Source organism: Nocardia sp. NPDC003183 (genome assembly GCF_053590715.1).
Window position 1 is genome coordinate 241,302 of the sequence record NZ_JBSFTG010000007.1, and the last position, 22,551, is coordinate 263,852.

Below are 22,551 nucleotides of genomic sequence, written 5' to 3' on the forward strand. Positions count from 1 at the left end.
AACATCGGCAGATGAGTCTCGTGGATACCTTGAAGGGCTTGCTCGGTAAGGGCAAGGTTGCGGTCGAACAGAACGCGGACAAGATCAATGAGGCGGTCGACAAGGCCGGCACCTTCATCGATGACAAGACCAAGGGCAAGTACAGCGACAAGATCGAGAAGGGCAAGGACGCGGCCAAGAAGGTCGTGCCCCCGCAGGCAGGCCCCGGCACTGCCCCCGGCGGCCCCGCTCCGACAGATCCGGGACCCAAGGCCTGATTCGGTGCGCGGGGACCGGTAGAAGGTCCCCGCCGTCCGATCGCGTCGATGGTCCGCCGGGAATTTCGGGGCGCGCCGGGTGAACCGGACATCGAGGTTGAGCTCAGCAACCTCGACAAGGTGCTGTACCCGGAGACCGGCACGACGAAAGGCGAAGTGATCGCCTACTATTCGGCGATCACCGAGGCGGCACTACCCCATCTCGCCGGCCGTCCGGTCACCAGGAAACGGTGGCCGAACGGGGTCGACCATGCCGATTTCTTCGAGAAGAACCTGCCCGAGCACGCGCCCGCGTGGATCCACCGGTCCGCGATCGAGCATTCCAGCCGCCGGGTGGTGTACCCGCTGATCGATTCCGAGGCCGGGATGGCCTGGCTCGCGCAGCAGGCGGCACTGGAAATCCATGTGCCGCAATGGCGTTTCGACGCGGACGAGCGCGGCCCGGCCACCAGGATCGTGTTCGATCTCGACCCCGGCTCCGGCGCGGGTCTGGCGGACTGCGCGCTAGTGGCGCTCGCGGTGCGCGACATGGTCGCCGACATCGGCATGCGGGCATTCCCGGTCACCAGTGGTAGCAAGGGGATTCACGTCTATGTGCCGCTGGATCGGCCGCTGAGTTCGGGTGGCGCGTCCACTGTCGCCAAGCAGGTGGCCACCAATCTCGAAGCGCTGCACCCGGATCTGGTGACGGCGACCATGGCGAAGGCGGCCCGCAAGGGCAAGGTGTTCCTGGACTGGAGTCAGAACAACGCCGCCAAGACCACCATCGCCCCCTATTCGCTGCGCGGTCGCGCCGAACCGAATGCCGCCGCCCCGCGCACCTGGGCCGAGATCGAGGACTCGGACACGCTGCGCCAGTTACGTTTCGACGAGGTGCTTGCCCGCTGGAAGGCCGACGGCGACCTGCTGGCCGAACTCGATCCGCCGCTTCCCGCCGACCCCGAGGCCGGCCGGCCTGCCGCCCGCCACGATTCCCTCACCAAATACCGCAGCATGCGCGACGCGCAGCGGACTCCCGAGCCCGTCCCAGAGGCGACCCCCGAGCCCGGACCCGGCAATCGCTTCGTCATCCAGGAACATCACGCCCGCCGCCTGCACTGGGACGTGCGGCTCGAGCACGACGGCGTCCTCGCCTCCTGGGCGGTGCCCAAAGGTCCGCCGACCGAGCCGAAACACAATCGGCTGGCGGTGCGCACCGAGGATCATCCCCTCGAATACCTGCATTTCCACGGCACCATTCCCCAGGGCGAATATGGTGCGGGGGAGATGACGATCTGGGATTCGGGCACCTACGTCACCGAGAAATGGCGCTCCGACGAGGTGATCGTCGAGCTCGACGGAGAGCGGGTGTCCGGCCGCTACGCCCTCATCCAGACCAAGGGCGACCAGTGGCTGATGCACTACATGCGCGACCAGACCCGTCGAGAGCCCTTGGTGGACACCGGTTTCCCGCGCGGACTGTCGCCCATGCTGGCCACCGCGGGCGAAATCGAATCGCTGACCCCCGTGGACTGGGGCTTCGAAACCAAGTGGGACGGTTTCCGGGTGATCGTCGAGATCTACGACGGCACCGTCACCGTCCGTAGCCGCGCCGGCAACACGGTGACCGCCCGCTATCCGCGCCTGGCCGCCCTCGGCGAGGAGCTGGCCGGGCATCAGGTGGTCCTGGACGGCGAAGCGGTGGTTCTCGACGACGCCGGGCTCTCGGATATCTCGGCGCTGCAAGCAGATTCGGCCCGGGCGGTGTTCATCGCCTTCGACGTGCTCTACCTCGACGGCACCTCGCTGCTGCGGAAGAAGTACACCGACCGCCGGGCGGTGCTCGAGGCGCTGGGCAGATTGTCGCCGTCGATGAATGTCACCGCGCTGCTGGAGGGTTCGGGCGCCGAGGCGATGAAGGCCAGCCGCGCGCAGGGGCAGGAAGGGGTGGTGGCCAAGCGGCTGGAATCGGTGTATCAGCCGGGCAAACGCAGCCAGACCTGGCTCAAGCAGCGCAACTGGCGCTCGCGCGAAGTGGTGGTCGGTGGGTGGCGGCGCAGCGACAAACGGCCGTTCAAGTCGCTGCTGCTCGGCATGCCGCACGAAGACGGCCTCATCTACGTCGGGCGGGTGGGTACCGGATTCGGAGACGAACAGTCGCGTCGGATCGCGGCCGAGCTCGACGGACTGCGGCGCGAGACGTCCCCGTTCACCAACGAGATGACCGCCGACGAACGCCACGACGCGCAATGGGTTACCCCGAAGCTCACCGGCACCGTCCGCTTCCAGGCGTGGACCGATACCGGACGGCTCTGGCATCCCGTATGGGACGGTGTGACGAGCTCGCCATGATGATGCCCACCGTGAAAGCTGTGATGTTGCTACGGTAATCGCGTTGGACCCGGTATCGAATCAACAAGGAGTGCGCGGTGGATTTCAAGAACCTGGCGGGCAAGGCGATGGACCTGGCTGCCCAGCATGCGGACAAGGTCGACGGCGTCATCGACAAGGCGGGTGACGTGGTCGACGAGAAGACCGGCGGCAAGTTCAGCGGCCAGGTCGACTCCGCACAGGACGCGGCCAAGAACGCCATCCGCTGAATCTTCAGCGGCTGGCGCCGCGGGGTTTTCGGCCCTGTGGGCCTCGAATCCGAGGGGCGATACTGCGCCTTCGGCGTTCCGTCTCGCCCCTCGGATCCGAGGCGGCCGAAAACCCGGTGCTGGGAGTTCGCCGGGCTGTCAGTTTCCGGTCATCAGGGCGGAGATCGTGTCGACATCGGTGACCAGGGCATTGCCCTGGAACGCGAAGTCGTCGTAGGCGCGCGCCATCGCTTCCTTGTCGCGACCGCCGCAGGCGTCACCGATCACCACGGGGACGAAACCCAGATCGGTGGAGTGGGTGACGGTGGGCGCGATGCCGATCTCGAGTGCGACGCCGGCGATGGCGTAGGAGCCGATCCGCAGATCACGCAGGAGAGTAGCGAGGGGTGTGCCCTCGAAGGCCGACATCGACATCTTGTCGAAGACCAACTCGTCTTCGCGCGGCACCAGCTCGGGCACCAGCTCGAACGAGGGCGTGTCGCGTTGCAGAATGAAGGCCACGTCGTCGACGGATTCGGCGTTCTGCCAGCTCATCAGCAGCCGCATCCCGTATACCCCGGTCAGTCGCCGTGGCGGGAAGAAGTGCCGGAGGAAGATCACCGGATAGCCGCCGCGCCGGGCGGCTTCGACCACCCGCACGACGCGTTCGGTGATCTCCTGGCCGTCGGGCAGCTGGCCGAGAACCCCGACCTGCATGTCGTAGACGATCAGCGCCATCCGGTCGGGCGCGCACAGATCGCCGAGGCTATCGGGAATGTCGAGTCCGTTTCCTTGTCGCACCGACGCCAGTGTAGGCGCCGGTGCGAGGGAGGAATCGAACTGTGGCGCAGACTATTTGGTCTGCTGGGCCCACTGCGTGGTACCTGCCGGCGCCTGGAGGGTGTTGATCAGATCCATGCCCGCGATGACCAGCGCGGGTCCACCGACAATGATCGTGCCGATGATGCCGCCGACGCTGGCGCCGGTGACGAAGCCCGGAATCGCGCCGACACCGGGGATGAGGACACCGCCGACGATCAGGCCGATCACCGCGCCGAGACCCATGCCGACGAAGCTGCCGACGGCGGTGGCCAGACCGAAGGTGGATGCGAAGTTCGCCTGTGCGGCATAGTTTTCGGCGGGTGAGGCGACCGGCGTGAGGTTGGGCTTGGCCGCGGCGACGTCCTTCACCGCGGTCAGCTCGAGTACGTGGCCGTCGTCGCGAACCGCGTGCGGCAGTGGGTACTCGAACTTGCCGTCGCGGACCGAGAGTGGCATCGACACCAGGGTGGCGCCTGCTTCGTCGCGGATCTCGACCGTACCGCCGGTGACGGCGAAGGTGCCGTGGGTGAGGGTGGTGATGAGGGTGTTGCCGACGACCTCGGTGCGGTAATCGACATTCGGCGTCACCGGGTCGGCTCCGGCGACTCCGGCTCCCACCAGTGCGGCGGCGAGCATCGGAACAGCGGCCGCGGCGATTTTGCGGATGATCATGTGAACATTTCCCATCTGGATCTCATCAGGTGTGAGTTGCTCGAACAGGCGCCGTGATGATGACTTCCCCCCGAGAAAGTTTCGTGACCGGCGCGTGAAGCTGCCTAGCTCGATTTCTGTGAGGAACCATAGCTTGCACCAGGGTTTCGGGACAGTGAATTCGGGGTATTGCGCTCAGTCGATGATGGTGCTCAGCGCTACGGCTCCCGCGCAGACCACGACGACCACGCCGAGTGCGATGGCGTCGCGGCGGTGCGGCGCGCTCGGATGCGCCGTCAGCATGCCGGTGCCGCCACGGGCGGTGATCGCCTCGCCGAGTTCGCCTGCGCGCCGCGACGACACCGCCATGCACGCGGTGAGGATGTCGATGAGCGGGTTGTCGGCGGCGCGGTGCATCAGGTTGTCCTTGGGGCGCAGTCGGCGTGCGGCGCGCAGCACCCGGATCTCGTCGAACAGCAGTGGCAATCCGCGCAGGGTGAGCGCCACGACCACGGCCCATTCGTCGACCGGTAGTCGCAACTTGCGCAGCGGCGCGCCGAGTTTCGCGAGAGCGGGGGCGATCTCGCCCATCGGCGTGGTGAAGGCGATCAGGAACGAGGCGGCCACCAGGACCATTCCGAAGACGAAGATCTGCGTGTAGCCGAGCACCGCCTTCATTCCGATCGGCGCGTTGATCAGGCCGCCGAGCACGACGAGTCCCCAGAACCACCACGGCAGCCGGGGGATCGCGCCGAGTGGCAGCCGCGCGAGTATCCAGATCAGTACCAGGAAGGCCGTGATCACGCCGAGCACCGGCCAGGTCGGCAGGAACATCAGCAGCAGGCTGATCAGGAACGCGGCGATCATCTTCGTGCCTGCCCACAGGCGGTGCACGACACTGTCGACCGGGACTTCACGCAGCAGCACTGTGCTCATGGGGTCGTGCCTTTCGGTGCGCTGGTGTGGGCCGTCGCGCCCTCGTCGCCGCGGCGGCCGAGGGGCAGGCCGGCCACGAAGGCCGGCTTCTCCAGTGCGCGTTCGGTTCTCGGGATCGCGTGACCGTCGGCCGAGACCACCACACCGTCGTCCAGGTGCACCGTGCGGTCGCAGACCATCGCCATCTCGGCGACATCGTGCGAGATGATGATCAACGTCAGCCCCGAATCCCGCAGCCGGGCGAGCAGTTCCACGATCTCGGCGCGCCCCTGTGGATCCAGGCCCGCCAGCGGTTCGTCGAGGACGACAACCTGCGGCCGGCTCGCCACCATCGCGGCGAGGACCACCCGCTTGGCCTGTCCGCCGCTGAGTTCCTCCACCGAGCGGGCGGCGAGGCGGCGGTCGAGCCCCACCGCGTCCAGCGCTTGCCCGACCGCACCGGACCCGGTGGCCCGCCCACCCCAGTCGGCGATCTCCGCGCCGACTGTCTGCTTCTGTAGTTGCAAGCGGGAATGCTGGAAGGCCAGCGCTACCCCGCCGACCTGTTTGTCGACCGCGGTGCCGCGCAGTTCGCAGCGTCCCGAGCTCGGCGCGATCAGTCCCGCGATGATCCAGGCGAGCGTTGATTTGCCCGATCCGTTGCCGCCGACGATCAGCAGCGCCTCGCCCTTGCGGACCGACAGGTCGACACCGTGCAGGGCCGGTGCTTCCCACGGCGTGCCGCGGTTGTAGGTGTGGCGCACGTCGGCGAGTTCGAGGACGGAGGCGCCCATCGGCCTGCGGCGCTGGTCGCGGGCCGGATGGGGCCAGCTCGCGAGGTGGTCGACCATCCGGCCGTCGGCGAGGTGGATCACCCGGTCGGCGGCGGTCGCGTCGGCTTCGTGGTGGGTCACCAGGACCACGGCGGTGCCGTGCCGGCGCGGGAGCTCGGCCAGGAGGGCGACGAGCTCGCGACGGCCGTCGGGGTCGATCATCGAGGTGGCTTCGTCGGCGATGAGCAGCGCCGGGCGGCGCGCGAGCGCGGCGGCCACGGCGAGACGCTGTTGCTGGCCGCCGGAGAGGGTGGCGGTTTCGCGGGCGCCCATGTCGGCGAGGCCGACCTCGGCGAGGAGCGCGTCGACGTCGACCTCGGCGGCAGACTCCGCCGAGAGCCCCCACACCACATCGTCGGCGACCGAGACGCCGAGAGTCTGGCTCTCGGGTCGCTGCAGGACCAGTGCTGTCCCGCCGAGCGCGCCCAAGCCTGCCGATCCCGGACGATCCACCGCACCCGTGGTCGGCGGCCTGCCTGCCAGGACCCGGGTCAGGGTCGACTTGCCGGAGCCGTTGTGGCCGACGACGGCGACGAACTCGCCCGGGCGAATGGTGAGGTCGATGTCGGCCAGTGCGTCGACATTCGTGCCCTCGTATCGGTAGCCGACGCCGTGCAGGGATACCGGCAGCGGCCCGACCGGCCGATCGTCGAGCGGCGCGTCGAGTCGATCGCTGCCCGGCAACCACGCCAGGCGATCGAGTACCGCCCCGAGCACGAACCAGGAGATCACCGTGCTCACCAGCACGCCGAGCGCCACCGTGCCGCCGACGTAGATCCACCACCAGCGCAGCACCACGTCGACGGCTTCGGCGGCCATCCGGCCGAGCGGCTCCAGCGCGGGCAACCGGCCCGCCAGATTCTCGATGCCCTTCGCGGTATTGCGGATCGCGTCGAAGAACAGGTCTCTGGTTCGTGAGAAGAGCAGCAGACTGCCGACGGAGAACAGCCCCCAGCCCACACCGGCGACGATTCCGAGCGCGAACACCGTGGGGAATCCGCCGCCCCGGCGCTTCACCGTCCCGATGATTCCCGCCAGGGTGGCCGCGCCCATGACGCCGAGCGCGGGCATCACGCCGGCCGCCACGAAGGTGACCAGCGTGGCCGCGATTGTGGCCGTGACCAGTGCTCGTAACCGATACCGCTGGGCGAGCAGGCCCAACGGCACTGCTGCGACGAGCTGCAACGCGGCCGCCATGGGAACGAGTGAGCCGACGGTGATGAGGCCGACGGTGAGCCCGGCCATCACCGCGCCGCTCGCCAGTTCGATCGGGCGCAGGGGACCGCTGGGCAGACCCGCGGGCTTGTCTCTCACGTGTCCAGTCTGCCAGGGGGTCGGGTGTGCGGGTGTGGGGCTGATGTGGAGGTTGTGTGGGGTTGTCGGCAGGCGTGTCGGCTATCGAAGCGCAGGGGCGGCGTCGTCCTGGCGCACGGCGGCGACCTGTGGGCGTCGCCGGAACATGCTCGGCCGCAAGCGCGCGATCGCGACGCCGGTCAGGCACAGGGCGCCGCCGAGGAGTGCGGTGGCCGTGGGGACCTCGGCGAGGAAGATCCAGGACATGACGATGGCGAGGGCGGGAACGGCGTAACTCGACGACGCGGTGACTCCCGCGGGGGTGTGGGCCAGGGCGTAGGCCCACAGCAGGAAGGCGAGGGCGGTCGAGACGACGCCCAGGTATACGACGCCGATGGTGGCGGAGAGCGGGGCTTGTGCCAGTTCCTGTGTCATTGCCGGTGCCCACGGCAGCAGGACGACGGCTCCGGCGACCGCGCCGAGGGCGGTCGCGGTCAGCGGGTCGGTGGACCGCAGCACCAGCTTCTGCGCCACCACGCTGATGCCGTAGAGCAGGGCGGCCGCCACCGCGAGCAGTACGCCGATGCGGTCGCGCTGTCCTGGTCCGGTGAACGCGATGATCGCGGCGCCGGTGAAGCTGACCGCGATGCCGACGACCAGCAGCGGCGGGAAGCCTTCGTTCAGGAACAACCCGGCCAGTACGGCGACCACGATCGGCGCGATGTTCACCAGCAGGGCGGTGGTGCCCGCGTCGAGATGCTGTTCGGCGGCGTTCACCAGCACGGTGTAGAGCCCGAACCACAGCGCGCCGTAGGCCATCGTGAGCCACAGCGCCGTGCCGCGCGGCATCCGGCCGCCGCGAAACGCCAGCACCAGCACCAGCACGACGGCGCCGACGAGCAGCCGCCCGGATGCCATCGCCGCGGGCGAGACGTAGGGCGCGATGCCGCGGATGATCACGAACGACGATGCCCAGGCGAGCATCACGGCGACCAGGGCGAGAGCGGGCAGGCGTGACTTCATTCCTCTACGGTGGACCCGTGAAGAGGTAAGCACAAGCGGGTATTCGCCATCTAATATTCAGTAGAACTGAATCGAGGAATTCGCATGATCGACACGCACCGCTTGATGATCTTCCGATCCGTGGTCGCGACCGGCTCGGTGGCTGCGGCGGCCTCGACGCTCGGTTACTCGCCGTCGGCGATCTCCCAGCACCTGACCGCACTCCAGCGCGAGACCGGCTTGCAGCTGCTGGAACGAGTCGGTCGCGGCGTGGTGCCGACCCCGGCGGGCCGGGTGATCGCGGGGGAGGCCGCCAAGGTGCTCGACGAGTTGACCGCGCTCGGGTCGACGGTGTCGGACCTGCGCGCGGGCAAGGCCACCCGGATCACGATCAACTCGTTCAGCTCGGCGGGCACCAACTGGATGCCCGACGTGGTCGCCACCCTCACCCACGAATTCCCCGACACCAGGGTTCGCCTGCGCATCGTCGACGAACTGGCCCCGGTGTCGGGCAACCGTCCCGATATCGCCCTCACGGTGCGCCTGGGCAAACCGGCGCAGATCACCGGCTACACCCACCGGGACCTGATGACCGAGCCCTACGTCGCCGTGGTCCCCGCCGACCACGAACTGGCGACACGTACCACCGTCGACGTCGCCGAACTCGAGCGATACCGCTGGATCGACAACGACACCAGCCACGGACCGTGCAGGCAGGCGATGCTGAACGCCTGCGCCGCAGCGGGTTTCACGCCTCGGTTCGTGGTGGAGACCACCGACTACCCGTCCGCCCTGCGATTCGTGGCGCGCGGTGTCGGCATCACCGTCGTTCCCCGTCTCGGCGCCACGGACCTGCCGCCCGGTTCGCGCGCGCTGGAGCTGACCAACCCGACGCCGCGCCGCACGATCTGCGCGCACATCAAGGACTCCGAGTCGTGCAACCCGGTCGTCACCCGGACGATGGAGTTGCTGCGGGTGGCCGCGGGCTTGCCGGGCGGTCAGTCGGGTGGGGGCTCGGACAGCCAGCCGCCCATCGCGACTGTCCGGAAATGAGTTGTCAGGCCGAAGTTCTCGTCGATGACATGCAGCGCGATAGCCGGGTCGGGTGCGTAGTCCATGACGCGGTGAGGTGGCGTCACTTCCCATTCGCCGCCGAGGACGGAAGCCGTACTGGGACAGGTGATCATGGGTTTGCCCGCGAAGATCGTCGCGATGGGGGCGTGGGCGTGGCCGGTGAGAATGCCGACGATGCGTGGATCGCCCGCCACCACCGCGGCCAGCCGGCCGGGATCGGCGAGCGCGATGACATCGACCACGGGACTGAACACGTGCTTGGGCGGATGGTGCAGGGCCACCAGGATCGGCCCGTCCGGCGCCTCGGCGAGCGTCGCGCGCAGCCAGTCGAAGGTGTCCTCGCCCAGCAGGCCCGCGGGTTCACCGGGGATGCTCGAGTCGAGCATGACGACGGTGAGCGGCCCGACGCGGTGGACGCTGTTGACGGGAGTGGTCGAGGCGGGCTCGCCCAGCAGTGCGGTGCGGAAGTTCGCGCGGTCGTCGTGGTTGCCGGGCAGCAGGTACACGGGGATGTCCGCTTGCAGGGCAAGGCGTGCTTGCGCGTACTGCTCCGGCGTGCCGGAGTCGGTGATGTCGCCGGTCACCAGGATGACGTCGGGCCTGCGTGGCAGGTCCGCCAGGTAGCCCATCACCGCCTCCACCCGTTCGGTGTTGCGCGCGCTGAGGTCGAAGTGGGTATCGCTGAGCTGAGCCGCCAGGATCATCGGCAGTCGCTTTCTTCTCTGGGATCGCTCCGTTGCGTCAGAGTGCGCCGGTATGACTCATCGGCACCTCTCCAGGCTAGATGACCTGCGTTTATTCGTCTTCATGAGCCGTGCCACGGACCGAAACCCACGAGGTGGTCTGTGTCACCGCTCACCCGGGTGATTTCGCGGTTCGGGTGCGGTCGGCGAGCAGCTGTAGTACGCGCAGGAAAGTGTGGCGATCGGCGGCGGGTAGGTCGGCCAGTAGTCGCTTCTCCTGTTCCTGGATGTCGTGCTGGGCGCGGTCGCGCAGCTTCGCGCCGTCGGCAGTGAGCCGGATCAGGTTGACGCGCCGGTCGGCCGGATCGGGGTCACGCAGGATCAGGCCGCGCTGCTGGAGGTCGTCGAGGACCGGGATGATCCGGGTCTTGTCCGCCCGGATCGTCTTGGCGAGCGCGGCCTGGGTGTGGACGGGCCCTTCGTCGAGTCCGAGCAGTACCACGTAGGCCCACATGGTGAGCCCGTGCCGGTCGAGGACGGGCCGCTCCGCCTCCGTCAGCGCACGGCCGAGCGGGACGAGCATGGCCGCGAGATCCGGCCGGGTCGCTTTCGGCATGGTCGAAATCTACCGCCGGACGGGTCGGTCGATGACCCTTGGCAGATCGTAAGCATGAGCGTACGGTCAGCATATGCGTACTATCTCTGAGGAAGATCGACTTCTCCTGGTCCGGCACGAGCGCGCGGTGCGGCTGAGTATCGACGCGGTCGAGGCGGCGTCCGATTCCGCACTGTCGACCGAAACGCCCTGGGCCGGTTGGGATCTGCGTGCTCTGCTGGACCACATGGGCACCCAGAACCGTGGTTTCGCCGCCGCCGCTCGCGGTGCGAACGACTCGGCGGTCTGGGCGGTGCGCCCCGCGATCGATCCGATCGGCGACTACATCCGGTCCGCCCACGACGTCGTCGCGGCCTTCGCCGCCTGCCAGGCCCGCACCCTGCGTCTCCCCGAAATCCCACCGGGCGAGTTCCCGGTCGCGACCGCCCTCGGCTTCCATCTCATCGACAGCGTCGTCCATGCCTGGGATGTCGCCCGGTCGGTAGGCCGAGCGATCGACCTGGATCCCGACCTGGCCCCGACCGCTCTGCGGATCGCCGAAGCGGTCCCCACCGGCACGGCTCGCCATCGCCCCGGCGCCGCGTTCGGCCCCGCGCTCGCGGTCGCGGACACGACGGCAACTCTGGACCGCATCTTGCGCGTTCTCGGCCGTGCGCCCGAGTGGCTGCCGAGCCGGGCGTGAGGGTGTCAGCCGGAAATCAGTTGTGCGGCGGTGTGGAGAAGCCGCGCGCTCTCGTCCGGGTCGGACGTGAACGGCTCCCAGAAATCGGGGCCGGGGGTGGCCTCCAGATCGAGCAGCGGTGGGGTGAGCCAGTCGGCGTCGAGGCCGAGTCGCCAGGAGTGCAGGTGGGTGCGGGGCAGCGCGGCGGTGCGGTCGAACAGCGGGTCGCCCAGGATCGGGTGGCCGATCCAGGCCAGCTGCACGCGGATCTGATGGCGGCGCCCGGTCACCGGCCGCAGGGCGAGCAGTGCGTGCTCGCCGTGCCGGGCGACCGTGCTGAACAAGGTGCGCGACGGATAGTTCTTCGCGGGCAGCAGATCCGCCTCGTCGACGAACCACCGGTCACCCGCGCGCTGGATCGCCTCCCGTGGCGCCGCGATCCGCACCCGGTTCTTGCGCCCCACGCTCAACGGCAGATCGATCTCACCGCCATCGGGCAGGTCGGCGCCCGACACGATCGCCAGATACGCCTTGCGCGCGGTCTGATTGTTGAACTGCCTGGTCAGCGGTCCGTGCGCGGCCAGATCGGTAGCCAGTAGGACCAGTCCCGAAGTCACCTTGTCGATCCGGTGCACCGGATACAACTGCGTTCCCGCCGCCTGTGCCAACTCCACCAGATCGGTGTCGTGTCGCTCCCCGGTCACCGAGATCCCCGACGGTTTGTTCAACGCGAGCACCGCGTCGTCGGCGAACACGGTGTACTCCTCGCGCACGCTGTGCCAATCCAAGTCCACTACAACACCCTAGGCAACGGTGTGCCGGTGCCGCTCGACGGCTGGTCAGCGGGCCGCCGCGCGGGAGCTGTGCACCTCGAAGCTGTGCACGTCGCGATCATGCCTGCCGCAGGCGGTGGGGGCGTAGGCGGTTGAAACCGCGAACACGGACGCTGCGCAGGTGGCGGATGGCGAATTCGGGGTGGTCGTCGAGGGCCGAGGCCGCGGCGTCGTCGATGAGGATGTTGCCCGGCCGGGCGACGCCGGTCAGGCGGGCGGCGATATTGACCACCGAGCCGTAGAGGTCGCCGAAGCGTTGCAGCACCTCGCCGTAGGCGAACGCCACGCGCAGTTCCGGCGTGCCACCGACGAGCATGGTCGACTCCTGGATGGCCAGCGCGATGCGGGCGGCGGCGGCCGCGGTCTCGGCGGCGAACATCACCTCGTCGCCGACGTTCTTGATCACCCAGCCGCCGTTGTCGGTGATCGCCGAGGTGGTGGTCGATTCGAAAGCTTCGAGGAGCGTGGACAATTCGTCGGGGTGCAGGTGCCTGGTGAGCCGGGTGAAGCCGACCATGTCGGCGAATCCCACCGCCAGCGTCCGCATCGAACCTTCGCCCTGCGCCTCGCTCGACCTGGCGACCGCGGCCGCCAGGTGCCTGCGCCACACGTACGACTGCAACTGGTCGATGCTCGCCATGGTGGATTCCGTTGCGGCACTGATCCGTTCCGTCAGCGGGATCGCGGGATCGGCCGCGGCGACGCGCGCCTTGATCTCGGCCAGCACCAGGTCGGCCTGCCACTCCGCCAGCCGCGCCATGCCCTGGCCGATCGTCCGCGCGGCCGCGGCCTGTTGCCGAATATCGGACGAGGCAACAACTTTCATACTCCGAAAGTTGGTGACCGCGGTGATATCGGTCTGCGTGAAGTCGACCTCGTCGTCCTCATTGGCCGGAAAACCCAGCGCCGTCCAGAGCCGCCGCGACTCCGACTCCGGCACCCCCGACTGCTCGGCCACCTGCGTGCGCGTATATCGACGCGGCCCACCGAGCAGCGCTTCCTCGATACTGCGCTGCACCAATTCGGTCATCTCGGGCTCCGACATACTCAGACTCTACGACTGTGCCGCGCGAGCGACAGGCATCCTCGTCTCCACATTGGCAACGTTCATAAATCCGGGCCGGTGACACCTGGCACAACGCTGTCATGCCTGGTAACCCGTGACCTGGTCGCTTACCTGCCGGTGCGCAACGGATGGCGTAAGTGCGTACTTGTCCGCCTGCGGACCCGAATCGACACTCGGTCCAGGCGGGTCGTCCGATCGACCTCGCGGACAGGAGTGGACATGATCAAGAAATCGGTGACGGTGCTGGGCGCCGGGTCGATGGGCAGCGCGCTGGCCGCCGCCTTCCTCGCCGCGGGCTACCGCACCCAGGTCTGGAACCGCAGCCACGAACGAACGACGCCCCTGGTGGACGCGGGCGCGACCGCGCACGCCGACATCGCCGATGCCGTCGCCGCGAGCCCGGTGATCATCTCCTGCCTCACCACCTTCGCCGCTACCCGCGAGAGCCTGCTCGGCGTCGACGCGCTGGCGGGTCGCGACCTCATCACCCTGAACAGCGGAACACCGCATCGGGCAAGGGAATTCGCGCACTTCGCGCATTGTTCAGGTGCGCGCTTTCTCGGCGGTGCGATCAAGAATGTACCTGCGGCCGTGGGTGATCCGCAGACGCTGCTGTATTTCGGTGGCGATCGCGACGTGTTCGACAAGCACGCCGCTACCCTGCGGATACTGGGTGGCGATCTCGAATTCCTCGGTGCCGAACCGGATCTGGCCGCGCTCTACGAATCCGCCGTCGGCGCGACCCTGCTCCCCGCGCTGCTCGGCTTCCTCGAAGGCGCGGCGGTATTGGCCTCGCGCGGACTGGCCGCGTCGACGATGGTGCCCTATTCGGTGAAGTGGTTGCAGATGATCGAGTCGCTGCTCCCGGTGCTGGCGGGCGAGATCGACGACAGGGACTACACCCGCCTCGGCTCCTCGGTCGAGCTGTTCCACACCGCCGTCGCCGACGATGTGCGGCTCGGCGCCGAAACGGGCGTCGACCTGTCCTGGCACGCCCCGATGCACGAGCTACTGGACCGCGCGGTCACCGCGGGGCACGGCGCGCAGAGCATCACCGCGGTGATCGAGCTGTTGAAGGCGCGTCAGCGCAGCACGCTGTAGGTGGCCGACAGGGTGAAGCCGTGCTCGCCGACCTCGCAGCTCACCGTCCCCTGATAGCCGACGCCGCAGGTGGTGTTCTCCCGCGTGATCCGGTGACCTTCGGGGAGCACCCTCGCCGCCGGGTGGGTGAAGATCGGGCTGTCGGCGTCGACGAAGTGCGCCGCTTCGAGGATCCCGACCCGGAGCTGGTCGGTACCGGTAGGGGCGTCGATCGGGACCGCGTCACACCCGGCCGGGCCGTTGTTCCAGTAGATGGCGCAGTGCCGTCCGTCGGGCGTGGTGAAGAAGACGGTGCCCGCGTATTCGGGTTCGGGAACCTGGTAGTCGACGGGGTCTACCGGCGTGTAGTCACCGAGTCCCGACTGCGCGGCGGCCGGTCCCGCGGCCAGGAAACCGGCGGCCAGCGCGGCCCCGGACAGAACGGTGAGTGCGGATCGGATCAACATGGACGTCCTCCCTCGACTTGTTGTACCCGGTATTTCGCCGCCCCGACGCACCTCGTTAACCAACCGAACAATTCCCTTCGCATGATGCGATGCACGCGTATCCGCCGCTACCTTCTACGCTGGCTGCCATGTCGTCACCCGCTCTCGGCGAGTTCCTTCGTACCCGGCGCGCCCGCATCCAACCCGCCGCCGTCGGACTGAGCGAATACGGTCGCCGCAGGATGGTCGGATTGCGTCGCGAGGAAGTGGCGCAGCTGGCCGGCATGAGTGTGGATTACTACACCCGGTTGGAGCGGGGGCGCGACGAGGATTACCCCGATTCGGTGCTCGACTCCGTTGCCCGCGCCCTGCGTCTCGATGCCGCCGAGCGCGACCACTTCTACACGCTGGTCCGTCCCGCCGACCCCGACTACAACTACGCCCCGACCGTTCGCCCCGGCACCCGGCTGCTGCTCCACTCGATCACGACGCCCGCGTTCGTGCTCGGGCGCCACATGGAAGTGCTGGCCTGGAACGACATGGGCGACAAGATCTTCGGCTTCGACGCGGTCACCGACCCCGAACGCAACCTGGCTCGCTTCACGGTGCTGAACCCCGCGGCGGGCGTGTTCTATCCCGACTGGGAACCGGTTGCCGCGGAGACCGCCGCCTATCTCCGTCGCCAGGTGGACCGCTGCCCGCGCGATCGCAGGCTGACCTCACTCATCGACGAACTCACCGCCGCCAACCCGGTGTTCCACCGCATCTGGTCGATCCACACCCCGGCAGGCGATACGCACGGCGACAGGCTGATCCAGCATCCGTTGGTCGGCCGGATCGAATTCGGTTACGAGACATTGGCTTTGCCGGGTGATCTGGATCAGCTGCTGGTGGTGTACACCGTGCACCCGGATTCGGCGGCAAGCCAGGCGGTCGCCGCGTTGGGTACGCGGGAACTGGTCGGCGCCAGCTGACCGGGCAGTTCACACCGGGGTTGGAACCGCTTGCCCGCGAATGAGACGCTCGAAGCATGACGATCGAGGAAGTAACCGACTACGTGACCGGCCTCGGCGGAGTGCTGGTGCTGCGGCCGACCGAGGGGAGTGAGGCTCCCGAGATCAGCTGGGGCGACACCTTCTTCTACTACGCCCCCGACGGCGTCGTTCCCGCCGGTCAGCCCTTCGCCACCATCGTGACCAAGGACTACCCCGGCGACGAGACATCCGACCTGAACCGCCCCGGCAGCTTCCGCGTCAATATCGCCGTGAGCAAGACGACCTTCGCCGCAGCGGCCGCCCCGACCGACGCGAGCATCGAGGACACCGTCGTCGCCCACCCCCTCTACGCGGCCGCGAACTGGCTCGCGGTGGTGAATCCGTCGACTGCCACCGAAGCGACGGTTCGCGAGTTGTTGCGCGAGGCCCACGACCGGGCACGCACCCGATCCGAGCGACGCGCGGCCGAATAGCCGGACTCGGTAGTCGCTCTTGGTTTGCTGGTGACATGATTGCGACGGCCCGGTCGCATGGTCGCGGTTTATTCCCTCCGGCGCGGTACCTTTCAGATACCAACGAAAGGGGAGGTCATGTCAGTACATCTCCGGCCTGTGCGTTCGCTGTCCAGCGCCAGGATCGGACCCGTCGAATTGATCACCGGCGGATTGCTGTCGACAGCGGCGGCGCTGACGATGGTCGGTCCCCTGATCGCCGCGCTGCTGATCCGCCGCAGCGGCGCGGGCCGAACCCACCCCAGCGCCCCCCTGATCCTGCTGACCCTCGCCATCGCCCTCGCGATCATCGTCGCCCTCACCATGTTCGCCATCGCTCGTCGTCGCCGACGTTCCGGTTCGTCCTAGCGACCTGCGGAAACCGGTGGGGCGTAACCGGATCGGTTATCCTGGTGGCGATCAGGGAGGCTGCTCATGCCCATCAAGTTTCGTCAGCGCAAATCCTTCGGACCGCTGAAGTTCAACTTCACCCAAGCGGGCCTGTCGTCCTGGGGGATCAAGATCGGCCCCTGGTCCTGGAACTCCCGCACCCGCAAGAACAGCGTCGACCTCCCCGGCCCCCTGAGCTGGCGCCAACGCTGATCGGGCGCCGCCCGCGTTGCTGGTGTGCCCACCGGCCGAAAGCCGCCGCTCGGCCCGTAGTGCCGCCCACCGCAACGCCTGTCCACGCAAGGCGCGCGGAGGTCGAGGGCTGGGTGCAGTCGGCGTCGGGTCGCAACGCATCTCAGCTCGTCAGTTCGGCGCGAAGGCGATCGAATGCTCGGTGTGTGGGGGCCCGGTCGAGGAACGCGGTGATCTGGGCCGAGCAGTTCTCGATGGTGTCCGTGCTGGTGTCGAGTTCCAGGTCGTAGGTCCGGTGGGCGTGAACCGAGTGGATCTGGCCGGCCGCGGTGCCGACGCGGCGATCGCCCCGTTGCTGTTCTCGGCGTTGTAGTTCGTCGAGTGAGCAGTGCACGCCGACGAAGACGACGTCGATGCCGTGCATGACCGTCAGACAATCGCGCAGCCGCCACGGCTCGCTCAGGACGTGGTCCATGACGATGTCGTTGCCCGCCGAGGCCATCGCGGCGACGGCGCGGTGGAACCCCGCTCGGGTCCGTCGTAGGACAACGGCGAGTTCGGCTGGATCCAGCTCATGGGTCCGCGATTCCGACCGCATCGCGCCGATCATGTCGACGCCCATGTGAAAGAAGGGCCGTTCGAGGTCGGCCAGCAACTGCCGCGCGATGCTCGACTTGCCCGAACTCGATACCCCATTGAGAAGAACGACTTGACCGGGCCGTTCCATACGACCCCAGGAAACCGGCATCCGTCCAGCCAAGCAGAACGGGAAAGGAAACTGGCGATTTCGTCGGCCTTGCGCCGGTTATGCCCTCCGAACGCTCGTGTCGGTTTCGTCCAAGACAGGGTGGGGGAGCGTTCCCTAGGCTGGCCGCAGGCAGTTTCCGACGCTCGTATTCAGGAGGATTGTGATGGCACGCGAACTGGTTTACACGGGATTCATGTCGCTCGACGGCGTGGTGGACTCGCCCGGAGGGAAGGTCGAGGGACATCGCAGTGGCGGGTGGGTGATGGAGACCGAGTTCGTGCCGGAGGCATATTCGCTCAAGGTTGAGGAACTCGCCGACACCACCGCGCTGATGTTCGGCCGCCGCAGCTACGAGGCGTTCGCCCCGATCTGGCGCGATTCCGAGGATCACGCCGCCTACAAGGAGCTGCCCAAATATGTTGTCTCCTCCTCGCTCACCGACGACGCGCTGATCGAGGGCTGGGGCGAGATCACCATTCTGCGCTCGACCGAGGACATCGAAAAGCTGAAGCAGACCGACGGCGGCCCGATCTACATCCACGGCAGTGCCGAACTGGCACAGCGACTGTCGGACGCCGACCTGATCGATCGATACAATCTGCTCGTGTTCCCGGTGCTGCTCGGCGCGGGCAAGAGCCTGTTCGGCCGGGCCGACCGACCCAAACAGCAGCTGCGCCTGCGCGACTCGGCGACATACTCCAACGGCGTCGCCAAGATGGTCTACGACGTGGTGCGCTGAGTGAGGTCCAGCGCGATCGCACCACTGGCACCCTCGCGCAGCTGCCCCGCCGTCCGGCCGACGAAGCGGCGCAGCGCGCGGGCGAGGTGGGGCTCGTCGTAATAGCCGAGCTTGTCGATGACATCGCCCGGCGTCTCGCCCGCGCTCAGCAGCACCGCCGCGGTGCGGGCCCGCTCGATCTGACGGACCGCGCCCTGGGTGAGGCCCGTCGCCGCCCGGAAGCGACGCTCGAGCGTGCGCTCGGTGATCGCGGGTGTCAGACCACGCAGCGTGTCGGCGACCAGGGCATCACGGACCACGACGCCCTGGCCGACCAGCCGCTCGACCAGCGCTTCCGCGTCGTCGACGCGCGGTGTCTCCCATCGGTCGCCGTCCAGCCAGAACCCGCGTGCGGTCACATCGGGCAGGACGATCCCACTGTCGACCAGGGTTGTCGCGGTCACCGCGCGCAGCGAGGTGCCGACGGCGAACTGGATTCCGACGAAGTCGGCCCCCTCGGGAACGGGTGCGGTGCTGGTGGCGACTTCCGGCCCGGTGACCGCCGCGAACGGCACACCCTGCTGCTCCCAGAACACCAATCCCCAGGTCTCGGTCGCCACGGATGTCATCTCCGCGACCTGCTCACTGCGGCAGGTCCACACCGACTCCACCCAGGGCGAGTCCGATAATCGGGTCTCGAACACCAATCCCACCATCGCGATCCTAATCGCGCGGGTTGCCGGATTCAGGTGAAGTCGGCCTGGTCGGTGAGTTCTACGGGAGCGGCAGGCAGGAGCTTCCGGTATTCAGACCGCGCCCTACGACCTCGACCGTGATGTAGTCCGTGGAGGTGTACTGCCCGGGCTTGAACTGCTGGGCGACAAGGTTTTGACGACCGGTGTACTCGGGTGTCCAGTCGAACGTCGCGGTGCCGTTCTCCGGATGGTAGACGGCGACCCCGAGCTGCTTGCCGTTCCCGGGCACCGAACCACCGCTGATGCCGATGGTCACCTCGCCGGCCTCGGAAACCGGTGCGTCGACACCGACGGTGACCGTGTAAGCGCAGCCGGTGCGCAGGCCCTCGGCAGGCTGCTCCACACTCACTCCGGTCACTGCCGCGGTCGCATTCGGTGCGGCGGTCAGCATGGCGGGCACGGCGCCGAGCATCACAGCGATGCCGAATCGGCGAATCGGAAGATTCATGGGATTTCCCTTCTGCGCGTGGTTCAACATTCGCATGATCAGGCCGGCCGCAGTGGGCCGATGAAGGTACCCGCGTGGGTGGCGGCGTCTTGACGGACGACGCTGCCGACCTGCGGCCACGGCACCTGCAACTGGGTGGTGGTGTCGGGCGGGGTCAGGACGATCGTGGTGGGTGTCCAGCCTTCGGGTCCGTCCGAGAGATAAGTGAGTTCGCTGCTCACGGCCGCGCCGGGGGCGACCGTCACGGGGGCGAAACCGGTTTCCTGGCGTGGCAGCGAGTAGTTCGGCCCGTAGGCCGGATGGTCGGGCCCGGCCAGGTCGACGCCCGGGTAGCCCTGGACCAGGCAGCTCTGCTGGGACGTGTTGGTGAGCACGATCCGCAGGGTGTTCTGCTGGGTCGAGGGCGCCGAGTCGTGCTGGGTGGTCGCGGTCAACATCTCGGCCGAACAGATCGGCAGCTGTGCGGAACCGATGGCCGGGACCATGAACATCGCCGGAACTGCCACTGCCACAACCGCTATCGCTCGCTTCGTTCTCACCGTGGAGTTTCCTTTCGTGCAGATTTCGATTCGGGACGTGGGTAGATCGAGACGTCGAGCTTGTCCGTTAACCTCGCTAACGATGTTCCCCATACACGGTGTGGATAACCCGGGGGGTGTGACTCGGTCATGCACCGAATCCGCCGTCACCCGAGTGTGTCAGCGATGTGCGGATAGCGACGATGCGGACCGGACCTCGCCGATCTCGCCGACGCGCTCGCGCCGTGACTCGGCCGGCGCGCGAACGCCGAGTCGATACCGCGGGGTGAGTGCGTTGCCGTACCGCAGTGGGATGTCGAGGGGTGTTCGGCATCGATAGGTTCCCGGTGATGCGAAAGGGGAACGATGCGATACACGATCCTGGCCGCGGTGCTCGCGCTGGTCTCGACGGTCTGCGGGTGCGACGCCGAACCCCGCGCGGACACTTTGCGACGCGACGTCGAGGCGATCGCGGCGCTGGGAACTACGGGAGTGCAGGCCAGGGTCGTGGGCGTCGGGACCCATCAGGCCGCGGTGGCGGGTCACTCGAATGCTTCTGCCCTAGAAGCGGTTTCGCCCGAGGGATACTTCCGGATCGGAAGCTTGACCAAGACGATGGTCGCCACCGTGGTCCTGATGCTGGTCGGTGAACGTCGTCTCTCGCTCGATGACACCGTTCAGCACTGGCTGCCGGATATGGTGCGCGGCAACGGAAATGACGGTGCGAAAATCACAGTTCGGCACCTTCTCCAGCACACCAGCGGTATTCACGAGAGCCCGCCCGAAATGGCCACTGCCGAGGACTATTACCGGCTCCGCTATCAGGTGCGTGATCCGCGCGACACGGTGGCGGCTGCCATGCGGCACGCACCCGATTTCGCGCCGGGTGCGGGGTGGTCGTACTCCAACGTCGGCTATGTCCTGCTCGGCCTGATCATCGAGCAGGTGGCAAACCGGCCCTGGTACGACGAGATCTCCGCACGGATCCTCGAACCACTCGGACTGCGTGACACCCGCTGGCCCGGCGACGCACCGACGTTGCCCGACCCGCACGCGAACGGGTATCAGCAATTCGAGGTCGACGGTCCGCTGATCGATGTCACCGAACTGGTGGACGCCGACGCCTCCGCCGGCTACGTCTCCACCACCGCCGATGTCGGCACCTTCTACCGAAGTCTGCTCGGCGGAAAACTGCTGCGACCCGAAGAGCTGGCTCAGATGCGGACCACGGTGCCGGTCGAGGGCGTCACCGGGCTGGTCTGGCCCGGCGCGAGCTACGGCCTCGGCCTGTTCGCGGTGCCGCTGTCGTGCGGCGGCGCGTATTGGATGCACAACGGCGGTCAGACGGGATTTCTCACCAACGCCGGAGTGACCGATGACGGTGGCCGAAGCGTCGTGGTCTCACTGTCTGCCACGCTCGCTGTCGGTGAGGATGTCACGCAGAGCAAGGGATTCGCGCAACTGCGGACGGTCGGCGAGCTGGTGGACCACGCGCTCTGCGAGAAATAGACCGGCGGCCTTCGGGCCGATTATCCGGCCGGGCAGGGCACCGGGCGAGGGTGTTGTGGATCTAGGGCGTTGAGCAGGTAGGCGGCTGCGCGGGGATCGGCGACGATACCGAGGTGATCGGCCCTGTCTTGCGAACAGCCTTCTTGCAGAGCGATATTCGTCACCCCGTCGCCGGGCAGCAGACCGGACGTATAGGGCAGGACGACCTGGTCGTGGATGGTGACGATATTGGTGTAGCTGATGCCGGGGACATACATGCCGTCGGAATGCAGGTCGACCATCAGTGGCGAACCTGTCTGGGCTTCCTTCCCGGAGGGCTGGGCGGCCAACGCTGCTTCGAGGGCTGGGCCGACACCGAGCTGGGCGGCGTATTCGCGGGCGGTGGCCAACTGATCGCCGAAGGTGCCACTCCATACCGGAGCCAAGGAGACGTAGTTCTCGATCAGGGACGCACCCCCGAATCGTTTCGCGTAATAGTTCGGCAGCAGCGTGCCCAGGGAATGGCCGACGATATCGACCTTCTCGGCGCCGGTCGCCGCCTGTACCCGCTCGATGAAACCGCCGATGGTGCGCGCGTTCTGCTCCGGGGTGCCGGTCATCCCGCCGAGCGCCGAAACCGGCCATGGCAGGTCGAGAGCGCCGTAGGTCAGCGCGAAGACGCAGTAGCCTTCGTTCACCAGCAGCGGAACGATGGTGCCCCAATTGGTTTGGGCGCCGGCGCCGGCTCCGCCGTGCACCATCACCACTGGATTCGGGTGTGCCGCAGTGGGTTTGCAGTCCCAGTCATTGCTGCCGGGCAGCGAGCCGCCGGGATGAGCCAGCTCGGCACGAATGCCACTCCACGTGCTGTATTCCACCGGTAGTTCCGCCTGCGCGGGCCCGGCGTCCACACTCACCGTCACTGCTGCCGCGCACAGCAACGACCTGATTCGCCATCTCGACATGATGAAGCCCCCATTAGAACGTGTTTCAATTCTGCCCTTCGGGGTGACTTTAG

27 protein-coding genes are annotated in these 22,551 nt (G+C 67.7%); 12 read left to right on the forward strand and 15 right to left on the reverse strand.

Annotated features, from left to right (window positions below; translation table 11 throughout):
* Positions 1-11 precede the first annotated feature (11 nt).
* The 3 genes from ACWDXS_RS22315 to ACWDXS_RS22325 all read left to right on the forward strand — a co-directional run bounded on the left by ACWDXS_RS22315 (position 12) and on the right by ACWDXS_RS22325 (position 2,836).
* Positions 12-257, forward strand: a complete 246-nt coding sequence (locus ACWDXS_RS22315; RefSeq protein WP_301904870.1) for an antitoxin — start codon at positions 12-14, stop codon at positions 255-257.
* A gap of 48 nt (positions 258-305) precedes the next feature.
* Positions 306-2,588 (forward strand): ATP-dependent DNA ligase, encoded by a 2,283-nt coding sequence (locus ACWDXS_RS22320; protein ID WP_449968267.1) that lies wholly within the window; start codon positions 306-308, stop codon positions 2,586-2,588.
* A 77-nt stretch (positions 2,589-2,665) separates the two neighbouring features.
* A complete protein-coding gene (locus ACWDXS_RS22325; protein ID WP_379318498.1) occupies positions 2,666-2,836 on the forward strand; it encodes an antitoxin in 171 nt (56 codons plus the stop codon).
* A gap of 138 nt (positions 2,837-2,974) precedes the next feature.
* On the opposite strand, the gene ACWDXS_RS22330 is transcribed toward ACWDXS_RS22325, so the two are convergent.
* From ACWDXS_RS22330 to ACWDXS_RS22350, 5 genes are all read right to left on the reverse strand, one after another.
* Complete coding sequence (locus ACWDXS_RS22330) at positions 2,975-3,616, reverse strand: cysteine hydrolase family protein (protein ID WP_379220223.1); 642 nt, start codon at positions 3,614-3,616, stop codon at positions 2,975-2,977.
* Positions 3,617-3,667: 51 nt separating this feature from the next.
* Positions 3,668-4,309: an ammonium transporter gene (locus ACWDXS_RS22335; RefSeq protein ID WP_378990471.1), complete on the reverse strand. Its 642-nt coding sequence runs from the start codon at positions 4,307-4,309 to the stop codon at positions 3,668-3,670.
* 174 nt (positions 4,310-4,483) lie between these two features.
* Positions 4,484-5,224, reverse strand: coding sequence for an energy-coupling factor transporter transmembrane component T family protein (locus ACWDXS_RS22340; protein WP_449968271.1), 741 nt, complete (start codon positions 5,222-5,224; stop codon positions 4,484-4,486).
* A complete protein-coding gene (locus ACWDXS_RS22345) occupies positions 5,221-7,350 on the reverse strand; it encodes an ABC transporter ATP-binding protein (protein WP_449968274.1) in 2,130 nt (709 codons plus the stop codon). Before ACWDXS_RS22345 ends, ACWDXS_RS22340 begins: the two co-directional genes overlap by 4 nt.
* 81 nt (positions 7,351-7,431) lie before the next feature.
* Positions 7,432-8,352 carry a DMT family transporter gene (locus ACWDXS_RS22350; protein ID WP_449968277.1) on the reverse strand — a complete coding sequence of 307 codons (921 nt, stop codon included), beginning with the start codon at positions 8,350-8,352 and terminating at the stop codon, positions 7,432-7,434.
* Between the two features lie 84 nt (positions 8,353-8,436).
* On the opposite strand from ACWDXS_RS22350, the gene ACWDXS_RS22355 reads away from it, so the two are divergent.
* The gene (locus tag ACWDXS_RS22355) at positions 8,437-9,384 is read left to right on the forward strand and encodes a LysR family transcriptional regulator (RefSeq protein ID WP_378990464.1); all 948 of its coding nucleotides are present in this window, start codon (positions 8,437-8,439) and stop codon (positions 9,382-9,384) included.
* Here the strand turns inward: ACWDXS_RS22355 and ACWDXS_RS22360 are convergent.
* Positions 9,330-10,109: a phosphodiesterase gene (locus ACWDXS_RS22360; RefSeq protein WP_449968281.1), complete on the reverse strand. Its 780-nt coding sequence runs from the start codon at positions 10,107-10,109 to the stop codon at positions 9,330-9,332. The two genes, ACWDXS_RS22355 and ACWDXS_RS22360, sit on opposite strands and share 55 nt — an antisense overlap.
* Before the next feature lie 151 nt (positions 10,110-10,260).
* Positions 10,261-10,704 carry a MarR family winged helix-turn-helix transcriptional regulator gene (locus ACWDXS_RS22365; RefSeq protein WP_387446422.1) on the reverse strand — a complete coding sequence of 148 codons (444 nt, stop codon included), beginning with the start codon at positions 10,702-10,704 and terminating at the stop codon, positions 10,261-10,263.
* A 73-nt stretch (positions 10,705-10,777) separates the two neighbouring features.
* On the opposite strand from ACWDXS_RS22365, the gene ACWDXS_RS22370 reads away from it, so the two are divergent.
* On the forward strand, positions 10,778-11,386 hold the full coding sequence (locus tag ACWDXS_RS22370; protein WP_449968285.1) for a TIGR03086 family metal-binding protein: 609 nt from the start codon (positions 10,778-10,780) through the stop codon (positions 11,384-11,386).
* 5 nt (positions 11,387-11,391) lie between these two features.
* Here the strand turns inward: ACWDXS_RS22370 and ACWDXS_RS22375 are convergent, their stop codons facing one another.
* Both ACWDXS_RS22375 and ACWDXS_RS22380 read right to left on the reverse strand, forming a co-directional pair.
* Positions 11,392-12,159 (reverse strand): RluA family pseudouridine synthase, encoded by a 768-nt coding sequence (locus ACWDXS_RS22375; RefSeq protein WP_378990460.1) that lies wholly within the window; start codon positions 12,157-12,159, stop codon positions 11,392-11,394.
* 97 nt (positions 12,160-12,256) lie between these two features.
* Complete coding sequence (locus ACWDXS_RS22380) at positions 12,257-13,243, reverse strand: adenylate/guanylate cyclase domain-containing protein (RefSeq protein ID WP_379313137.1); 987 nt, start codon at positions 13,241-13,243, stop codon at positions 12,257-12,259.
* Between the two features lie 138 nt (positions 13,244-13,381).
* On the opposite strand from ACWDXS_RS22380, the gene ACWDXS_RS22385 reads away from it, so the two are divergent.
* On the forward strand, positions 13,382-14,365 hold the full coding sequence (locus ACWDXS_RS22385; RefSeq protein WP_449968341.1) for an NAD(P)-dependent oxidoreductase: 984 nt from the start codon (positions 13,382-13,384) through the stop codon (positions 14,363-14,365).
* Here ACWDXS_RS22385 and ACWDXS_RS22390 read toward each other — a convergent pair.
* Positions 14,347-14,811, reverse strand: a complete 465-nt coding sequence (locus tag ACWDXS_RS22390) for a hypothetical protein (RefSeq protein WP_449968289.1) — start codon at positions 14,809-14,811, stop codon at positions 14,347-14,349. The two genes, ACWDXS_RS22385 and ACWDXS_RS22390, sit on opposite strands and share 19 nt — an antisense overlap.
* 128 nt (positions 14,812-14,939) lie before the next feature.
* On the opposite strand from ACWDXS_RS22390, the gene ACWDXS_RS22395 reads away from it, so the two are divergent.
* From ACWDXS_RS22395 to ACWDXS_RS22410, 4 genes are all read left to right on the forward strand, one after another.
* A complete protein-coding gene (locus tag ACWDXS_RS22395; protein WP_449968292.1) occupies positions 14,940-15,764 on the forward strand; it encodes a helix-turn-helix transcriptional regulator in 825 nt (274 codons plus the stop codon).
* A 56-nt stretch (positions 15,765-15,820) separates the two neighbouring features.
* Positions 15,821-16,258: a DUF6194 family protein gene (locus ACWDXS_RS22400; protein WP_378990456.1), complete on the forward strand. Its 438-nt coding sequence runs from the start codon at positions 15,821-15,823 to the stop codon at positions 16,256-16,258.
* A gap of 117 nt (positions 16,259-16,375) precedes the next feature.
* The gene (locus tag ACWDXS_RS22405; protein ID WP_449968295.1) at positions 16,376-16,645 is read left to right on the forward strand and encodes a hypothetical protein; all 270 of its coding nucleotides are present in this window, start codon (positions 16,376-16,378) and stop codon (positions 16,643-16,645) included.
* 66 nt (positions 16,646-16,711) lie between these two features.
* A complete protein-coding gene (locus tag ACWDXS_RS22410) occupies positions 16,712-16,879 on the forward strand; it encodes a DUF4236 domain-containing protein (protein WP_082843603.1) in 168 nt (55 codons plus the stop codon).
* Positions 16,880-17,021: 142 nt separating this feature from the next.
* Here the strand turns inward: ACWDXS_RS22410 and ACWDXS_RS22415 are convergent, their stop codons facing one another.
* The gene (locus ACWDXS_RS22415) at positions 17,022-17,585 is read right to left on the reverse strand and encodes a chloramphenicol phosphotransferase CPT family protein (RefSeq protein ID WP_449968298.1); all 564 of its coding nucleotides are present in this window, start codon (positions 17,583-17,585) and stop codon (positions 17,022-17,024) included.
* 184 nt (positions 17,586-17,769) lie between these two features.
* Here ACWDXS_RS22415 and ACWDXS_RS22420 point away from each other — a divergent pair, with 184 nt between their 5' ends.
* Positions 17,770-18,345 carry a dihydrofolate reductase family protein gene (locus tag ACWDXS_RS22420; RefSeq protein WP_449968301.1) on the forward strand — a complete coding sequence of 192 codons (576 nt, stop codon included), beginning with the start codon at positions 17,770-17,772 and terminating at the stop codon, positions 18,343-18,345.
* On the opposite strand, the gene ACWDXS_RS22425 is transcribed toward ACWDXS_RS22420, so the two are convergent.
* The 3 genes from ACWDXS_RS22425 to ACWDXS_RS22435 are packed head-to-tail and all read right to left on the reverse strand — an operon-like array spanning position 18,327 to position 20,033.
* Positions 18,327-19,040: a helix-turn-helix domain-containing protein gene (locus tag ACWDXS_RS22425; protein WP_449968304.1), complete on the reverse strand. Its 714-nt coding sequence runs from the start codon at positions 19,038-19,040 to the stop codon at positions 18,327-18,329. The two genes, ACWDXS_RS22420 and ACWDXS_RS22425, sit on opposite strands and share 19 nt — an antisense overlap.
* 58 nt (positions 19,041-19,098) lie before the next feature.
* Positions 19,099-19,527, reverse strand: a complete 429-nt coding sequence (locus tag ACWDXS_RS22430) for a hypothetical protein (protein WP_378990452.1) — start codon at positions 19,525-19,527, stop codon at positions 19,099-19,101.
* 38 nt (positions 19,528-19,565) lie between these two features.
* Positions 19,566-20,033: a DUF4232 domain-containing protein gene (locus ACWDXS_RS22435; protein WP_387446435.1), complete on the reverse strand. Its 468-nt coding sequence runs from the start codon at positions 20,031-20,033 to the stop codon at positions 19,566-19,568.
* 378 nt (positions 20,034-20,411) lie between these two features.
* Here ACWDXS_RS22435 and ACWDXS_RS22440 point away from each other — a divergent pair, with 378 nt between their 5' ends.
* Entirely contained in the window at positions 20,412-21,554 is a 1,143-nt protein-coding gene (locus ACWDXS_RS22440) for a serine hydrolase domain-containing protein (RefSeq protein ID WP_387446436.1), read from the forward strand.
* A 20-nt stretch (positions 21,555-21,574) separates the two neighbouring features.
* On the opposite strand, the gene ACWDXS_RS22445 is transcribed toward ACWDXS_RS22440, so the two are convergent.
* Positions 21,575-22,498 (reverse strand): esterase/lipase family protein, encoded by a 924-nt coding sequence (locus tag ACWDXS_RS22445; protein WP_449968308.1) that lies wholly within the window; start codon positions 22,496-22,498, stop codon positions 21,575-21,577.
* Positions 22,499-22,551: the final 53 nt, after the last annotated feature.

Bases quoted from the DNA above. Each gene is read 5' to 3' on its own strand.
- ACWDXS_RS22315 (WP_301904870.1), top strand. From the start codon at position 12: ATGAGTCTCGTGGATACCTTGAAGGGCTTGCTCGGTAAGGGCAAGGTT.
- ACWDXS_RS22320 (WP_449968267.1), top strand. From the start codon at position 306: ATGGTCCGCCGGGAATTTCGGGGCGCGCCGGGTGAACCGGACATCGAG.
- ACWDXS_RS22335 (WP_378990471.1), bottom strand. From the start codon at position 4,309: ATGATCATCCGCAAAATCGCCGCGGCCGCTGTTCCGATGCTCGCCGCC.
- ACWDXS_RS22340 (WP_449968271.1), bottom strand. From the start codon at position 5,224: ATGAGCACAGTGCTGCTGCGTGAAGTCCCGGTCGACAGTGTCGTGCAC.
- ACWDXS_RS22350 (WP_449968277.1), bottom strand. From the start codon at position 8,352: ATGAAGTCACGCCTGCCCGCTCTCGCCCTGGTCGCCGTGATGCTCGCC.
- ACWDXS_RS22355 (WP_378990464.1), top strand. From the start codon at position 8,437: ATGATCGACACGCACCGCTTGATGATCTTCCGATCCGTGGTCGCGACC.
- ACWDXS_RS22360 (WP_449968281.1), bottom strand. From the start codon at position 10,109: ATGATCCTGGCGGCTCAGCTCAGCGATACCCACTTCGACCTCAGCGCG.
- ACWDXS_RS22365 (WP_387446422.1), bottom strand. From the start codon at position 10,704: ATGCCGAAAGCGACCCGGCCGGATCTCGCGGCCATGCTCGTCCCGCTC.
- ACWDXS_RS22370 (WP_449968285.1), top strand. From the start codon at position 10,778: ATGCGTACTATCTCTGAGGAAGATCGACTTCTCCTGGTCCGGCACGAG.
- ACWDXS_RS22380 (WP_379313137.1), bottom strand. From the start codon at position 13,243: ATGTCGGAGCCCGAGATGACCGAATTGGTGCAGCGCAGTATCGAGGAA.
- ACWDXS_RS22390 (WP_449968289.1), bottom strand. From the start codon at position 14,811: ATGTTGATCCGATCCGCACTCACCGTTCTGTCCGGGGCCGCGCTGGCC.
- ACWDXS_RS22395 (WP_449968292.1), top strand. From the start codon at position 14,940: ATGTCGTCACCCGCTCTCGGCGAGTTCCTTCGTACCCGGCGCGCCCGC.
- ACWDXS_RS22400 (WP_378990456.1), top strand. From the start codon at position 15,821: ATGACGATCGAGGAAGTAACCGACTACGTGACCGGCCTCGGCGGAGTG.
- ACWDXS_RS22405 (WP_449968295.1), top strand. From the start codon at position 16,376: ATGTCAGTACATCTCCGGCCTGTGCGTTCGCTGTCCAGCGCCAGGATC.
- ACWDXS_RS22410 (WP_082843603.1), top strand. From the start codon at position 16,712: ATGCCCATCAAGTTTCGTCAGCGCAAATCCTTCGGACCGCTGAAGTTC.
- ACWDXS_RS22415 (WP_449968298.1), bottom strand. From the start codon at position 17,585: ATGGAACGGCCCGGTCAAGTCGTTCTTCTCAATGGGGTATCGAGTTCG.
- ACWDXS_RS22420 (WP_449968301.1), top strand. From the start codon at position 17,770: ATGGCACGCGAACTGGTTTACACGGGATTCATGTCGCTCGACGGCGTG.
- ACWDXS_RS22425 (WP_449968304.1), bottom strand. From the start codon at position 19,040: ATGGTGGGATTGGTGTTCGAGACCCGATTATCGGACTCGCCCTGGGTG.
- ACWDXS_RS22430 (WP_378990452.1), bottom strand. From the start codon at position 19,527: ATGAATCTTCCGATTCGCCGATTCGGCATCGCTGTGATGCTCGGCGCC.
- ACWDXS_RS22440 (WP_387446436.1), top strand. From the start codon at position 20,412: ATGCGATACACGATCCTGGCCGCGGTGCTCGCGCTGGTCTCGACGGTC.
- ACWDXS_RS22445 (WP_449968308.1), bottom strand. From the start codon at position 22,498: ATGTCGAGATGGCGAATCAGGTCGTTGCTGTGCGCGGCAGCAGTGACG.